Genomic DNA, 15,327 nt, shown 5'->3' with positions numbered 1-15,327 from the left:
GGACAACATGATTGTGCATCAACCGTGCGGCAACGGGCATTTAGCAAGCTAAATGCCCTGCCTGCCGCCCGACAGCGCCTGCTCCGCAGACGCGTCGTTGAGGTTTTTCCTCGGTTTGGTGGCAATAGCACAAGTGAAACACCCGGTCCCATCCCGAACCCGGAAGTTAAGCACTGTTGCGCCGATGGTACTGCATCTTAAGGTGTGGGAGAGTAGGGCACCGCCAAACCTAGAAAAAACCTCAAAACAAAATCTCTATAACGATAAAAAACACTCCCCCAAAACGCTAACGCGAAAAAAGGGAAAACGTCCTCAAGTAGCCGGTAGGCGGTAGGACATAAAAAAGTCCTCAAACAGCCAAGACGCAAGAGGACAAACAAAACTCCGCGGGATGGAGCAGCCAGGTAGCTCGTCAGGCTCATAACCTGAAGGTCGTAGGTTCAAATCCTACTCCCGCAACCAAATCCACAAACAACAAAAAGATCGCGCTAATCGGCTATGCGGTCCTCGAGTGATAACTCTCTTGCGCGCCAAGCTGCATCGGGCCGCGTTGTTGTGATGCGCGCGCCAAGTTTTTTCTTGGTTTAGGGCTCCTGCCACATGCGATCTCTTTTGTCGTTGCCGACGGCGGGTGCATCCCATTCCGATTGACGATCACAGGGCAGAACGTCGATTGCGCAAACGTTTAGGAGCCGGCGCAGCGCTGTGTGCTCTGGTCATGCTTTCCGGTCCCGATTTCAGCATTAGCAGTTTGTTCTCTGTTTTCGGGCACAGTGGGGCGGTTTCAAAATGTCCGTCCACATGTGACTGGGGTTTGGTGCGGGCGATCCGGCGAGCTGTAGATGAGCGAACAGATATACACTTACTGTGCTGTGAACCGCCTTTGCGTCTTGCGTGGGCTTAGGCCGCTGCGCGGGGTGTGCTGAGGTGCGCTTATGACTGTCTATAGCGTCACAACGGCCAATTGGAATTCAGCCGCATTCTGGTCTTCGATCAGCGAATCCGGCACTGGCCACACGTTGGACTTTTCGGGGCTGCCCGATACCTATTCTGTGGCCGTTGCGGACAATTCCAACGTGATTGCCATCACCGATGGAACGACGCTTTTTAATATTGGTGAAGATGGCAATACCAATACCGACGCCAATTTCAGCACGCCCACATTGCTGAGCTTTTTTAACGTTCTGACCGGCTCTGACGGCGATGACACCATGGATGGCGGCGCAGGCGGCGACACCATTTCTGGTGGGGATGGAGATGACTCTATCCATGGCGACACCGATGGGCTGTATCTGGCGGATGATGCGGTCGGCTATGACCTGAGCGGGATTGAGTTTTCCTATGCCACCGGCGCCAATATTGGTGACATGGCTGATGGCGGCACCGGCCATGTGGCGGATGTGAATTCGTCGCAGGTCTCTGACCTGATGCTGTATTTGGACGACACCACAACGCTGGTGGCGGGGGACATTGTCGACATCAGCTTTGTTGATGAAAATGGCGACATTGTCATTATCAACAATGGTGTGGTGGGCCAGTCTGCCTTTGGCGATGGCACGGCGGGCAGCGGTATCTTTACAGTGACCGGCACCGATGGCGACGGCAATGCGATCGCTGTCATGGCGATGTTTAATGAAAACGACGGCTCAGCTGCGGATGAGATCCTTGCGGGGGAATCTTTCTTCGACACAGACACGGACCCGCTGATCACCGATGGCACCGATGCAGAGCTGGACCCGACCCTGGCGGTGTCGCTTGATGACAGCATCGATGGTGGTGCAGGCAATGATACCCTGCGGGGCGGCACTGGCAATGACACGCTGGATGGCGGCGCGGATGACGATGTGCTGTATGGCCGCTATGGCGATGACAGCATGGTCGGCGGCACAGGTGACGACACGCTGGATGGCGGGCATGACAATGACACGCTGATCGGCGGGGATGGCTCTGACTATCTGTCAGGCGATTACGGCGATGACAGCGTGGTTGGCGGGATTGGCGATGACACGCTACAGGGGTCGTTTGGGGATGACACGCTGGAAGGGGGCACCGGGGCGGATTACCTCTATGGCAGCTATGGCGTGGACAGCATCGAAGGCGGCGATGGCGATGACACCATTGGCGCGGGTCGCAATGACGGCGACTATGTGGATGCGGGGTCTGGCTCGGACTCGATCTTCTACGAAAGCAGCATGGGTGATGACACCATCTATGGCGGCGAAGGCGGCACGGATGAAGATACGCTGGGGGCTTCGACCTACCTGTCCAGCGGGGCAACCGTTACCTACAGCGGCGATGAAGAAGGCACGTTGGTTGTCAGTGGCGACACGCTCAGCTTTTACGAGATCGAACATCAAGACCTGACCAAAGTTGCTGACAGCGTCGATGCAACAGCCGACAGCTCGGGGTCTGGGTTTCTGGGAAATGCCGGGGATGACACGATCTTTGCGGGGGCCGGGGCGGACACCATTTATGGCGGGGCTGACAATGACAGCCTTGATGGCGGTGACGGTGCGGATAGCATTGAGGGTGGAACCGGCGATGACACAATAGTTGGCGGTAGCGGAGCCGACACGCTGACGGGGGGGCTCGGCCTGGACAGTCTCACCGGGGGCGCGGGGTTTGATGAGTTTGTGCTGACCACCTCTGGTGGGGCCGATACGATTTCGGATTTCGATACCGCAGATACGGACATCGACGGGTTTTATAATGACCAGATTGATGTGTCGGACCTGTCGGGCGGCACGGGCGCGGGTGGCGCGGTGCGGGCCTTTGATGTGGTGGTCACTGATGACGGCAGCGGCAATGCGCTGCTGACCTTCCCCGAAGGCGAAACGCTGGTGCTCGAAGGGGTGGCACCGGGGCAGATCAACACCGCGCCGCAGATGTATGCGGCGGGCATCCCCTGTTTTACGCCGGGCATTCAAATCGCCACCGCGCGCGGGTTGGTCCCGGCCGAGCAGATCCGGGTGGGCGATCTGCTGCAAACAGCGGACAATGGCTATCAGCCGGTGATCTGGACCGGGGCGCGCTATGTCGGCGCGGCAGAACTGGCCGCGCGGCCGGAATTGCGCCCGGTGTTGTTGCAGGCAGGCGGGCTCTTGGGCAATGAACGTGACCTTCTGGTGTCGCCGCAACACCGTTTCCTTGTGGGGCACAGCGCAGCGGGCCGCGCGCTTTTGGGCGAAGAACAGTTCCTGCGTGCCAAGTTCATGCCTGAACTGCGCCAGTCTCGCGCGCGCATTGCGCAGGGGGTGTCCTCGGTGCGCTATATTCACATTATGACCGAGGCGCATCAGGTGATCTTTGCCGATGGGGTCGCGACCGAAACCTTCTGGCCCGGGCCACAAGCAGTGCTGGGGCTGACGGCGGCGGACCGCCGCGAACTGTTCACCCTGTTCCCGTCCCTGCGTGCCCTGACCGCGGTGCCGCAGCCGCGCCGAGCGGGTTTTGTGCGGGACCAATATGGCCATCTGGCCCGGCAGGAGGTGACCCGCAGCGGCACCCTGTCCACGCTTCAGGCGCTTGGCTAAGCCACCGGTCACGCGGGCGCGACGTACGGAAACCAGTTTCACCCAACGCCGCAGAGCGTTATGGTCGCCTTCGGAACACTATCCCGGATGCTCAGGGGGCAGACAATGCTGGCAGGCAAACGCATTCTTCTCATTATTGGCGGCGGCATTGCGGCCTATAAGTCGCTGGAGCTGATCCGGCGCTTGCAGGACAAGGGCGCATCGGTGACCCCGGTTCTGACCCGCGCGGGCGAAGAATTTGTCACCCCCTTGTCGGTCTCTGCATTGGCCGGAGAGGCCGTGCACCGCGATCTGTTTGACCTGACCACCGAGGCCGAGATGGGCCATATCCAGCTGTCGCGTTCCGCGGATCTGGTGGTGGTGGCACCGGCCACGGCCGATCTGATGGCCAAAATGGCGCAGGGGCTGGCCAATGATCTGGCCTCTACACTGCTGCTGGCGACGGACACGCAGGTGATGGTTGCGCCTGCGATGAACGTGCGCATGTGGGATCACCCGGCCACTCAGCGCAATCTGGCAACCCTGCGCGCTGATGGCGTTAAGGTCATTGGTCCGAACGAGGGCTCTATGGCCTGCGGTGAATTTGGCCCCGGTCGCCTGTCCGAACCAGATGAGATTGTCGCTGCGATCGAGACAGAGCTGTCCGATGGGCCGCTGACGGGCAAACGCGTTCTGGTGACCTCGGGGCCGACCCATGAACCGATTGACCCGGTGCGCTATATCGCCAACCGGTCGTCCGGGGCGCAGGGGGTGGCGCTGGCCCGTGCCTTGGCGTCGCGCGGGGCAGAGGTGGTTTTTGTCACGGGCCCGGCAAGCGTTGCGCCGCCCGCAGGCGTTGCGGTCGTCCCTGTGGAGACCGCCTGCGACATGCTGGCGGCGGTTGAAGCCGCGCTGCCAGTGGATGCGGCGATCTTTGCCGCCGCCGTGGCCGACTGGCGCGTTACCTCGGCCTCTGATCGCAAGCTGAAGAAGTCCAAAGATGGGCTGCCCGTGCTGGAATTTGCCGAAAATCCCGACATATTGAAGGCGGTTTCCAACCTCGAACAGGGCCGCCCGTCCTTGGTTGTGGGCTTTGCCGCTGAAACCAATGACGTGCTGGACAACGCCACCGCCAAACGGCTGCGCAAAGGCTGCGACTGGATCGTTGCCAATGATGTCTCTGAAGGCACCGGCATTATGGGCGGATCTGAGAATGCGGTGACGCTGATTTCGGAGGCGGGCGCGGAAAGTTGGCCACGCATGGCCAAATCCGAGGTCGCAGCGCAGCTGGCGGACCGTATTGCCACCGAACTAAGCGGCTCCTAAGCCGCTGGATTGACCATCTTCTCTTGCAAGGGGCTGGTCTTGGCGCAAAATCTGATTACTCTGGTCCTGCTAGACGTCACACGTCAGCGGTGCGCAGCAAAAGCGCGCGCATAGAGGGCAGGAGAAACACCAGGCATGTCCATTCGCCAAGAGCTGAAGGCACGCAGCCGTGCACGCCATGAAGACACCGAAGCCCTGTTCTGGGGGGATGCGGGCTTTGCGGATGCGCAGGCCTATGCCCGGTATCTTCGGGCCATGGCGCATGTGCATGGATCGCTGGGGCTGGCTGCGGCGGCCCTGCGGGGCGATTTGGCCGAGACGCGGCATCATCGCGACGCGCTGGTCGCACTCTCACGAGATCTGGGGCAGGCGCTGCCCGCAGTCTCCCCACGGTCGCTTGCCTCTGAAAGCGAGGCCTGGGGGGTGAGCTATGCGCTGCTGGGGTCTTGCCTTGGGGCTCAGGTTCTGTCCCGCAGCCTGTCCACGCTGCCCTGGGGCGCGGCGGCCGCGACGACCTATTTGGCCCATGCCGGAGGCTTTGCAAAATCCGGGGCTCTGAAACAGTTTTTTGGTGCACTTGATGCGGCTGCGCCTGATGCGGAACAGGCAACGCAGGGTGCGCATCTGGTGTTTGATACGCTGAGCGAGGCCGCTTTGGCGGGGCGGGCGGCAGCTAAGACAGGAGAGATGGCGCAATGAGCCAGAGTGATCCCCCCCTCCTGAGTGACGCAGCCGCGCTTGAGGAGGCCCTGCATAAATGTGCAAGCGAACCAGTGCATATACCGGAGCTCGTGCAGCCTTTAGGCGGGCTTTTGGCCTTGGAGCGCAAGGCCCATACGGTTGGCTATGTGAGCGAAAATCTTGCGAGCATTCTGGGCGCGGCTTTCGCGCCGTCTGTGGTGCTGGGGCAGGGGGCAGAAGACGTGCTGCCAGCGGGTCTTCTGACCGCGCTTCTTTCGGCCGACGCGCGTGCTGGGCTCGAAACCCGCCGCTGTGGTCTGGGCCGTTTTGAAATCGCCGACCACCCCCTTGAGGTCGCAGCCTATGCCAGCGGCGATTATGTGGTGCTGGAGCTGGAACCGGTTCAAGACATTGAGGACCCCCAGCCCGAAGCTGGACTTGGTGATGCGCTGCTTGATCTGGATGCGACCTGCGCGCTGGCAGAGGACGAAGACAGCATGTGGGTGCGTCTGGTTGACCTGCTGCAAGAGCTCTCGGGCTATGATCGGGTGCTGGCCTACCGGTTTGACGAAGACTTCAACGGTGCGGTGATCGCCGAATGTTGCGCACCGGATATGGAGCCCCTGTTGGGCCTGCGGTTCCCCCATTGGGACATCCCGCCTCAGGCCCGGAAGATTATGGAAACGGTGCCCCTGCGCTTTATCGCGGATGTGGATGCAGAGCCGTCGCCGATTTTGGCGGCAGGCGCGGATCTGCCGCCGCTTGATATGTCGCAGGGGCATCTGCGCGGGGTTTCACCGGTGCATCTGCAATACCTGCGCAACCTTAGCAGCCGGGCGACGCTGACCCTGTCGGTGCTGCAGGACGGGCGGCTTTGGGGGATGGTGTCGTTCCATCACCGCAGCCCCCGCGCCCCCAGTGCAGAGCTGCGCGCGCTGCTGACCCACATGGCGCCTCTGATCACGGCACGACTGGGGCTCTTGGCGCGGGCAGATGCCCTGCGGGTGGCAGCACAAGTAGAGGATCTGTGTGAAATCACCCATCGCGAGCTGGCTGTGCCGGGACCGGCAGAGGCCGCCTTTGCCCGGCTGGCGCCGCAGATTTTGGCGCATCTCGAAGCCGATGGGCTGGTCCTTCGGGCCGGAGAAGAGACCTTTAGCTTTGGGCAGGTGCCCGGTCCTCGTGCGGTTGGGATGCTGGTGGTCGAAGCCATGACGCAGCAGGACAATACCCTTGTCACGCAGGAAATGCTGTCTGCAGTGCCGGGGCTGCCACAGGGCGACGGCGACCCGGTGGGCGCTGTCGTTTTGGGGCTGGCGCGGGATAAGGCCCTTGCCGTGTTCCGCCGTCCGATCTCGCAGCAGGTCGCCTGGGCGGGCGCACCGCAAAAAACGCTGGATCAGGACGAGGATGGCCCACGACTGAGTCCAAGGGGATCCTTCACGGCGTATCTGGAAGAAGTCGAAGGCCAATCGCAGGTCTGGTCTGACATGGATATCCGCTTTGCCCGCTCGCTGGCGCGCAGCTGCCTGTCGGCGTTTGAATTCCGCGCAGCGGCTGTTGCCTTTGGCGAGCAGCAGTTCCTGATGATGAACGAACTGAACCACCGGGTGAAAAACCTGCTGTCGCTGATGGCGCGGCTGGCGCGCGGCGGGCGGCGCGACAATAAGACCATCGACAGCTATGCCGCATCACAAGAGGCGCGGATTGCCACGCTGGCGCGGGCCTATGATGCCTATGGGCAGGGGTTGGGGGACACCGAACGCTGGGTGCCTTTGGCCGATGTGCTGGCGGCGGAATTCCGCGCCGGTGAGGCCGTGTCGCTGCCCCATGGTGCGGTCGAACTGCGCAGCAATACCGTCCCACTTCTGGCGATGGTGCTGCACGAACTGGCGTCGAATGCCCGCAGCCATGGGGCGCTGTCGCAAAACGGCGAGGTCATGATTGGTCTGGTGGAACGCGACGGCCACTGGCGGCTTTTGTGGCAGGAAAACGGAGGCCCCGCGGTGCCTGCGACCCCCGAGCCGGGCTTTGGCCTGACCCTGATCCGCGAGGCCATCCCCTTTGAACTGGGCGGCAAAGCCGAGGTGACATTTGCGCGTGATGGGGTGCGTGCTGTGCTGGAGATCCCAAGCGCGGCGTTGCGTCCGATCGACGGCGCGTCTGCTGAAGCCACCCCGGCGCCGCCCCGGCAGAGCGCCCCGACAGAGTCGGTGTCGATCCCCGGATTGCTGCAGCAAGGGAAAGCCAAATGTCTGCTGCTTGAGGATAATTTTGTAATTTCAATGACACTTTCGGCAAGCCTGCGCGATATTGGCTGCCAAAGTGTGGCAGCCCATTCCAATGTCGGCGATGCGTTGAAGTATCTGCAGGATCACACACCCGATTTCGCCTGTCTGGACATCAACCTTGGCGCGCGACAAGGCAGTTCCATCCCTGTGGCCGATCAGCTGACAGCCTTGGGCGTGCCTTTTGTGTTTGTCACTGGCTATGGCGAGCTGAACCAGCTGCCACCGCGCCTGTCTGATCGTCCGGTTCTGGGCAAACCTTTCACCGAAGCCGAATTGCAGGCCGCGATTTCTGGGCTTTTGACCGCGAAGGGCTAAATCGCACTCAGGCCTCTGCGTTTGCGCGGGAATTGTGCTGAGCGGGGGGATCCTGTATGCGCAAGGCCGACGAAATTCGTGGTCCCAGCCCGGACCCCCCAGAGGAGAGCCCAAATGCTGCCAGCCACCCCTGCAATCGAACTCAAGGTGCTGGACGCACGCCTGAACGACTGGGGCTTGCCCGGCTATCAGAGCGATATGGCCGCTGCCGTTGACCTGTTCGCCTGCATTGACGACGCCATCGAGATCGCGCCGCAAGCGCCCGCAACGCTGGTGCCCTCGGGGCTCGCGTTGGGGATGGGCAATGCCCATATGGCGGCGCTGATCATGCCGCGCTCGGGGCTGGGCCATAAGAAGGGTCTGGTCATGGGCAATACTGTCGGTTTGATCGACGCGGACTATATGGGGCAGGTGTTTATCTCTGTCTGGAACCGAAATCCGGTCGGATCTGATGCGATTGTTATTGAACCGGGCGAACGCATTGCCCAGATGATGTTTGTCCCCGTTGTGCGCCCGCAAGTGAATGTCGTGGAAGAGTTTTCCGAACAGACCGCGCGTGGGGCGGGGGGCTTTGGGTCCACTGGCACCACTCAGACGTAACAAAACACCCGCAGGAGAGCCCGCGCCATGATCCAGATCCTTGCCCTTGCTGCCCTGATCTGGTGGGGTGGTCAGCTGTTGCGGTTCACGCGCCCGCTCCGCCTGTCGCTGTTGGCAGTGCTCTACCTTGCGGTGCTGCTGATCCATCTGACACTTCCTGATGGCGCGCCGCTGCGCGAAGCCACCGGGGGCTCGGCCGCGACCTGGCTGATCTTGGCGGGTGTTGCGGGGCTTATTGCGGGCTATGCCAGCCTGCTGCGCCGCCTGCGGGCCCGCGCCCAGCCCCCTGAAGACACCACTATGACAGAGGATACCCCCTTGTTCACTGAAACCGAGCTCAACCGCTATGCCCGCCACATCGTTCTGCGCGAAGTGGGGGGGCTGGGTCAGAAGCGCCTGAAAGAGGCGCGGGTGCTGGTCATTGGGGCCGGGGGGCTTGGCGCACCGGCGCTACAGTATTTGGCGGCGGCTGGCGTCGGTACAATTGGTGTCATTGACGATGACATTGTGGAAAACGCCAACCTGCAGCGACAGGTCATTCACACCGATGCCGCCATTGGCACGCCCAAGGTGTTCTCGGCCAAGGCGGCCATGGAGGCGCAAAACCCCTATGTCACCGTGCGCCCCTATCACCGCCGTCTGGACGGCGAAATCGCCGCAGAGCTGTTTGCCGACTACGACCTGATCCTGGACGGCACCGATAATTTCGACACGCGTTATCTGGCCAATGCGGCGGCGGTGACGCGGGGCGTGCCGCTGATCTCCGGTGCGCTCAGCCAATGGGAGGGGCAAATTTCGGTCTTTCATCCGGCCGAAGGGGCGCCCTGTTACGAATGTATCTTTCCGGAAGCGCCTGCACCGGGGCTGGCGCCCAGCTGTTCTGAGGCCGGTGTGATTGGCCCGCTTCCGGGTGTGATTGGTGCGATGATGGCGGTAGAGGCGATCAAGGTCATCACCGGTGCTGGTGCCCCTCTGCGGGGGGAAATGCTGATCTATGACGCCCTCTATGGAGAGACCCGCAAAATCGCGCTGAAACCCCGTGGCGACTGTCCTGTCTGTGGGTCCCACAGTACTAAGGACGGGGCTGAAGACGGGGCTGAGGACAGGGCTGGGGCGGTCGCAGGGGGCATGGCGGGGGCTTGACCCCGCGTCCCCTTGGCTCCATTCCCAAATAATAGCTTCCGAAGGAGTGCCCGCATGAAGACCCTCGTGAAAACCGCCTTGTTCGCCGTGGCCAGCCTTGCCCCTGCAACGCTGAGTACCGCTGCCTTTGCCGCTGACCTGCCGGATCTGGGCGGGCGCGAAGTGGTGATGGCCTCGGAAAACACCTATCCGCCGCTGCAGTTCATCGACACATCCGGTGCCGCCGTGGGCTGGGAATATGACGCCGTGGCAGAGATCGCGTCGCGGATCAATATCACTGTGGTCTACGAGAACACGTCATGGGATGCGATGATCCCTGCCATCACCGCCGCGCAGTATGATGTGGCGATGAACGGCATCACCATTCGCGATGACCGCAAAGAGCAGGTCGATTTCTCGCGCTCCTACCTGACCTCGCAGATGCGGATGATTGTGGCCGGTGACGAGACCCGCTTTGACGACGCCGCGGGTTTTGCCGCTGACCCGGATCTGCTGGCCGCGGCGCAGCCCGGCACGACGCCGTTTTACGTGACCGTCTATGACGTGCTGGACGGGGATGAGGCCAACCCGCGCATCAAACTGTTTGAAACCTTTGGCGCTTCGCTGCAGGCGCTGCGCGTGGGCGATGTGGATCTGGCCCTGTCAGACAGCACCGCAGCCAATGGGTTTGTCGCCGCCTCGGGGGGGGCACTGAAGATCATTGGTGACCCGCTCGGCACCGAAGATTTTGGCTTCATCTTCCCCAAAGGATCGGATCTGGTGGCGGCTTTTGATGCAGCCCTTGACGCGATGGAGGCCGATGGCACGCTCGCGGCGCTCAATAAGAAGTGGTTCCTAGATTACAAAATGGGCCAGTAACGCGCTAAGACGTCACCATAGACCCCGGCCTCTGCGCAGACAGCGGCCGGGGTTTTGCTGTTCCAGAATGGGCGGCCAGAGGATGAGGCAATGAGCAATCGCAACCGACCCGGCGAGAAAGAGGATTTCCCCTGGTGGCTTTTGGCCGCGGCAGGGATGGGCGTTTATCTGGCCGTGCAGGTTTGGCAAAGCCCGCTTTACAGCCAGATCATGGGCACCTTGACCCAGGGGATCGGGGTGACGGTGATGGTCACGCTGATCAGCTTTGTGCTGGCCTCGACCCTTGGGTTGGGGCTGGCTTTGGGCGAACGGTCGCGCTGGCTGGTGCTTCGCCAAATCTGCCGGTTCTATATCGAGATCATCCGCGGCGTGCCGATCATAGTGCTCCTTTTATATGTGGCCTTTGTGCTGGCCCCGGCGCTGGTGGATTTGCGCAATTGGCTGGCGGCGTTTTTTGAGGTGGACCCCGTTCGCAGCCGGGCGTTTCCCTTGATGTGGCGGGCAGTGATGGCGCTGATGATCGCCTACTCCGCATTCATAGCCGAGATTTTCCGCGCTGGTCTTGATGCGGTGCCTGAGGGCCAGGTGGAGGCTGCCAAGGCGCTGGGCCTGTCCGGCTGGCAGCGGTTCCGGCTGGTGGTGTTCCCGCAGGCGATCCGCACCATTCTGCCGCCCTTGGGCAATGATTTTGTGGCGCTGGTCAAGGACAGCTCGCTGGTGTCGGTCCTTGGGGTGCTGGACGTCACACAGCTTGGCAAGGTGATGGCGGCCAGCAATTTTCGCTATTTTGAGACCTACAATATGGTGGCGCTGGTCTATCTGATCATGACGGTGACCCTGTCGCTGCTGCTGCGTCGGTTGGAACAGCATCTGCGCCGACGCCACGAAACCTGATCCACCTTAGCAAACCTCACGTTCTGCGGTGGTCGCGCGCGCCGAAGGCGCGCGCGCTTGCGCCCTGCGCCGATCATCAAAGATGATCGGCGCACAGCCGCCGGGGGGCCGCGTGCGCTGCGCGCCCGTGGCCGAGGCCAGACGCGATGCATTCTTTCTTTTCAGACGATTGCAGCAGGGCGAGGGGCGCACTAGGTTCAATCCAAAGGAGATTGCACATGACCAACCCGCTTTTGGCATCCTGGGACACGCCTTTTGGCATCGCGCCCTTTGACCAGATTTCCGACGAGGATTTTGCCCCTGCACTGGACGCCGCGCTGGCCGCGCATAAGGCGCAGATTGACGCCATTGCAGAGAGCTCCGAAGCCCCCACATTTGCCACTGTGATCGAGGCGCTGGAGGCGCCCTGTGTGCCGCTCGAACAGGTGCTGTCGGTGTTTTATTCTGTGGCAGGCGCAGACAGCAATGACGCGCGCGAGGCGTTGCAGCGGGAATTCTCGCCGAAACTTGCCGCGCATTTTTCCGCCATCACCGCCAACAAGGCTCTTTATGGAAAGGTCAAAGCGGTCTGGGACGCCCGCGACAGCCTTGATCTGACCGACGAACAGGCCCGGGTTCTTATGCTGACCCATCGCGGCTTTGTCCGCGGCGGCGCGGCGCTGGAAGGTGCGGCCGACGCGCGGATGCAGGAGATCAAATCCCGTCTTGCCACGCTCGGCACCGAGTTCACCCAGAACCTTCTCGCTGATGAGCGCACGTGGTTTATGGCGTTGTCAGAAGACGACCTTGAAGGGTTGCCGGATTTTGTGGTGTCCTCGGCGCGCACGGCCGGCAAAGAGAAGGGGGCAGACGGTCCTGTGGTCACCCTGGCACGGTCGTTGGTGACACCGTTTCTGCAGTTCTCACCGCGCCGCGATCTGCGCCAGAAAGCCCATGAGGCCTGGGCCGCGCGTGGCGCCAATGGTGGTGAGACCGACAACCGCGCCATCGCCGCCGAGATCCTGGCGTTGCGCGAAGAACGCGCCAAGCTGCTGGGCTATGAGAATTTCGCGGCCTACAAACTGGAGACCGAAATGGCCGGTACGCCCGAGGCGGTGCGCGATTTGCTGATGCAGGTCTGGACGCCCGCCAAGGCGCAGGCCGACCGCGACGCAGGCATTCTTGCTGCCATGATGCATGAGGATGGCATCAATGGCGATTTGCAACCCTGGGATTGGCATTATTACTCCGAGAAACGCCGCAAGGTGGAACATGATCTGGATGAGGCAGAACTGAAGCCCTATCTGCAGCTGGATCAGATGATCGAGGCGTCGTTTGCCTGCGCCAATCGCCTGTTCGGGCTGGAGTTCGCGCCGCTGGATGTGCCGCTTTATCATGCTGATTGCCGGGCTTGGGAAGTCACCCGCGGCGGCGAGCACGTGGCTGTTTTCATCGGCGATTACTTCGCACGCGGCTCCAAACGGTCGGGCGCGTGGTGTTCGGCCATGCGGGCGCAGGCCAAGTTCCCCAAGCGCCAGACGCCTGTGGTCATCAATGTTTGCAACTTTGCCAAGGGTGATCCTGCGCTGCTGAGTTGGGATGACGCGCGCACGCTGTTCCACGAGTTCGGCCATGCGCTGCATCAGATGCTGTCGAATGTGACCTATGAAAGCGTGTCCGGCACATCCGTGGCGCGCGATTTTGTGGAGCTGCCCAGCCAGTTGTATGAACATTGGCTCGAGGTGCCTGAAGTGCTGGAGGAATTCGCGCTTCACTCCGATACGGGCGCGCCGATGCCTGCGGATATGCTGAAAAAGGTGCTGGGGGCGGCGACCTATGACATGGGGTTTGCCACCGTGGAATATGTGGCCTCCGCGCTTGTGGATCTGGCGTTTCATGATGGGCCCGCCCCCAAGGATCCGATGGCCAAACAGGCCGAGGTGCTGAGCCAGATTGCCATGCCAAGCGCAATCATTATGCGCCATGCGACACCGCATTTTGCCCATGTCTTTGCAGGCGACGGCTATTCCAGCGGCTACTACAGCTATATGTGGTCCGAAGTTATGGACGCCGATGCCTTTGCCGCCTTTGAAGAAGCGGGCAGTGCCTTTGATGCAGGCCGTGCCAAGGCGCTGGAAGACCACATCCTGTCCAAAGGCGGATCTGTGGATGCAGCGGACCTCTACACTGCGTTCCGGGGACGTCTGCCGGGCGTTGAGGCCCTGCTGAAGGGGCGCGGGCTGGCCGCTGAGTAAAAACTGCGCAAGACAATGCGCTCCCCGGATCGGGGAGCGCAGCCTCCGGCGGGAGTATTTCTGGCCAAAAGAAACAGTTGATTTCCGCAAGGCGACGCTTGTCTTGTGGATGGTTTTTTAAGCTTGTTCTGAGACGGTTGTTTCGTGTTTTTTCCAGTTTCAGAGGGTTGAGCGATATGGACGGCTCTGGTGCAGATTCTGGGGTTTCGACCCGGATGTATGTGGCAACGGATGTTGCGCATATTGTGATGTTCCATCCCGACGATCTTGAGCATGCGGGCGCGTGGCCCTTGGGCTGGTACGGCGAACGCTTTGTTTACCCAGTAGAAAGCGCGGCTGGACGGTTGGTGGCCTGGGGAACCACATCAGATGGCGGCTTTGATCTGCGGGTGACCCATGCTCCGCTTTGTACTCGGGAAGAGCGGTATGCCGGACCGCGCTGGCAGTTTCCCTATACCGTGCGCCATGGCCGCGTTTATTTCGACAATACCGATGGTTTGCCGGGACAGGAACAGATGGCCGATGTCCGCAACACGGAGAGCTGCTCAGTGGCCCTGCCAAATGGCGACTATGTGGTCACGGTCACGGCAATTGAAGGCGCGGCGGAACCTGAAAGCGCGGCTGGGGGCGCGGCGGCTCTGCCCGCCTATGTCGTTCAGTTTTCACCAAAAACCGGCCCAGCGGTGCCACCTGCACAGTTCCCGCCGCAATTGCCCTGCAGGCGGGATATGGTGGGGCAGGATGCGTGTCGGCGTGAAACCACCCGCCCCGCGGTGGAAGAGGTCGATTTCACCCGCCGCTACCCGGCCTTTGTGTCGACCAATGTGGCGCGCGCTGGAGGAAGCTTCACCTCTGCCGGGGAAGCGCCGCTCTGGACGGCGGTTTCGGATCGGGGGGGGCGCTTTGCGCTATATGATGCGCCCTTTGTGGTCGCCGCCCATCTTGTGCCGGGCGCGCCTGCGATCCTTGCGCAATGTACCGGCAGCCATGGCACGCCGGGCGCGCCACGGTCGTATACCTTTCGGGCGAAGACGGCGGTGCGTATTGCGGCCGTGGATGGTTCGATCTTTGAAGGGGTGTATGAAAAACCGCGCTGGAGCGGGCTGTTTCGCAGGCAGCAGCTTCTGAAACCCGAGGGGGCCTTGGATGCGGTCCGCATCGTTCCGGTTGCCCAGATCGAAGACAGTGCGGAGGTTGTGACCCTGGAGGACGTCAGAGATCAGGTGTTGGCCGATCTCAACGGGCAGGGGCCTTTGTCACAGAAACTGGGTGGGCAGGCGACGTTTGAAGCCCTGCGCGTGGTGGCAATGGACCGTGGGGATGCTCTGGCAAACTGGCTGCTGGATGTCTTGCCCCTGAATGCCGCGGATCGTCTGGGGGTTAGCGTTCTGCCCCCGCATGCAAAGCTGGCGGCGGTGGCGGAGGCTTATGATGCGCTGTGCCTGTGACCGGTCCGTGAACCGCCCGTGACCA

The 15,327-nt window shown here is 61.6% G+C and carries 10 protein-coding genes, 1 tRNA gene and 1 rRNA gene; all 12 read left to right on the top strand.

The genetic code is table 11. The annotated features are described in order from the left end of the window. Window positions 1–114 precede the first annotated feature (114 nt). Window positions 115–229 (top strand): 5S ribosomal RNA (gene rrf, locus TRM7557_RS06705). 156 nt (window positions 230–385) lie between these two features. Continuing rightward, window positions 386–462, top strand: a tRNA-Met gene (locus TRM7557_RS06700). A gap of 473 nt (window positions 463–935) precedes the next feature. Beyond that, entirely contained in the window at window positions 936–3,533 is a 2,598-nt protein-coding gene (locus TRM7557_RS06695) for a Hint domain-containing protein (RefSeq protein WP_058289451.1), read from the top strand. A 105-nt stretch (window positions 3,534–3,638) separates the two neighbouring features. Next, window positions 3,639–4,838: a bifunctional phosphopantothenoylcysteine decarboxylase/phosphopantothenate--cysteine ligase CoaBC gene (gene coaBC, locus TRM7557_RS06690; RefSeq protein ID WP_058289450.1), complete on the top strand. Its 1,200-nt coding sequence runs from the start codon at window positions 3,639–3,641 to the stop codon at window positions 4,836–4,838. A 135-nt stretch (window positions 4,839–4,973) separates the two neighbouring features. Further along, on the top strand, window positions 4,974–5,537 hold the full coding sequence (locus TRM7557_RS06685) for a biliverdin-producing heme oxygenase (protein WP_058289449.1): 564 nt from the start codon (window positions 4,974–4,976) through the stop codon (window positions 5,535–5,537). Further along, a complete protein-coding gene (locus TRM7557_RS06680) occupies window positions 5,534–8,125 on the top strand; it encodes a GAF domain-containing protein (protein ID WP_082626535.1) in 2,592 nt (863 codons plus the stop codon). Before TRM7557_RS06685 ends, TRM7557_RS06680 begins: the two co-directional genes overlap by 4 nt. Window positions 8,126–8,239: 114 nt before the next feature. Further along, the gene (gene dut / locus TRM7557_RS06675; protein ID WP_058289447.1) at window positions 8,240–8,725 is read left to right on the top strand and encodes a dUTP diphosphatase; all 486 of its coding nucleotides are present in this window, start codon (window positions 8,240–8,242) and stop codon (window positions 8,723–8,725) included. Between the two features lie 27 nt (window positions 8,726–8,752). Beyond that, window positions 8,753–9,868, top strand: coding sequence for a HesA/MoeB/ThiF family protein (locus TRM7557_RS06670; RefSeq protein ID WP_058289446.1), 1,116 nt, complete (start codon window positions 8,753–8,755; stop codon window positions 9,866–9,868). 54 nt (window positions 9,869–9,922) lie between these two features. After that, entirely contained in the window at window positions 9,923–10,726 is an 804-nt protein-coding gene (locus tag TRM7557_RS06665) for a transporter substrate-binding domain-containing protein (protein ID WP_058289445.1), read from the top strand. A 90-nt stretch (window positions 10,727–10,816) separates the two neighbouring features. Then, entirely contained in the window at window positions 10,817–11,620 is an 804-nt protein-coding gene (locus TRM7557_RS06660) for an amino acid ABC transporter permease (RefSeq protein ID WP_058289444.1), read from the top strand. A gap of 218 nt (window positions 11,621–11,838) precedes the next feature. After that, window positions 11,839–13,854 carry a M3 family metallopeptidase gene (locus TRM7557_RS06655; RefSeq protein ID WP_058289443.1) on the top strand — a complete coding sequence of 672 codons (2,016 nt, stop codon included), beginning with the start codon at window positions 11,839–11,841 and terminating at the stop codon, window positions 13,852–13,854. A gap of 167 nt (window positions 13,855–14,021) precedes the next feature. Beyond that, window positions 14,022–15,302 carry a hypothetical protein gene (locus TRM7557_RS06650; RefSeq protein ID WP_165592422.1) on the top strand — a complete coding sequence of 427 codons (1,281 nt, stop codon included), beginning with the start codon at window positions 14,022–14,024 and terminating at the stop codon, window positions 15,300–15,302. The last annotated feature ends 25 nt before the right edge of the window (window positions 15,303–15,327 follow it).

The organism is Tritonibacter multivorans, assembly GCF_001458415.1.
GTDB classification, from domain to species: domain Bacteria; phylum Pseudomonadota; class Alphaproteobacteria; order Rhodobacterales; family Rhodobacteraceae; genus Epibacterium; species Epibacterium multivorans.
The sequence above is the reverse complement of the archived record's forward strand: the minus strand, read 5'-3'. Positions and strand labels throughout refer to the sequence as shown.

Excerpts from the sequence above, each read along its gene's own strand:
- TRM7557_RS06695 (WP_058289451.1), top strand. The coding sequence starts at position 936 with ATGACTGTCTATAGCGTCACAACGGCCAATTGGAATTCAGCCGCATTC.
- coaBC (WP_058289450.1), top strand. The coding sequence starts at position 3,639 with ATGCTGGCAGGCAAACGCATTCTTCTCATTATTGGCGGCGGCATTGCG.
- TRM7557_RS06685 (WP_058289449.1), top strand. The coding sequence starts at position 4,974 with ATGTCCATTCGCCAAGAGCTGAAGGCACGCAGCCGTGCACGCCATGAA.
- TRM7557_RS06680 (WP_082626535.1), top strand. The coding sequence starts at position 5,534 with ATGAGCCAGAGTGATCCCCCCCTCCTGAGTGACGCAGCCGCGCTTGAG.
- dut (WP_058289447.1), top strand. The coding sequence starts at position 8,240 with ATGCTGCCAGCCACCCCTGCAATCGAACTCAAGGTGCTGGACGCACGC.
- TRM7557_RS06670 (WP_058289446.1), top strand. The coding sequence starts at position 8,753 with ATGATCCAGATCCTTGCCCTTGCTGCCCTGATCTGGTGGGGTGGTCAG.
- TRM7557_RS06665 (WP_058289445.1), top strand. The coding sequence starts at position 9,923 with ATGAAGACCCTCGTGAAAACCGCCTTGTTCGCCGTGGCCAGCCTTGCC.
- TRM7557_RS06660 (WP_058289444.1), top strand. The coding sequence starts at position 10,817 with ATGAGCAATCGCAACCGACCCGGCGAGAAAGAGGATTTCCCCTGGTGG.
- TRM7557_RS06655 (WP_058289443.1), top strand. The coding sequence starts at position 11,839 with ATGACCAACCCGCTTTTGGCATCCTGGGACACGCCTTTTGGCATCGCG.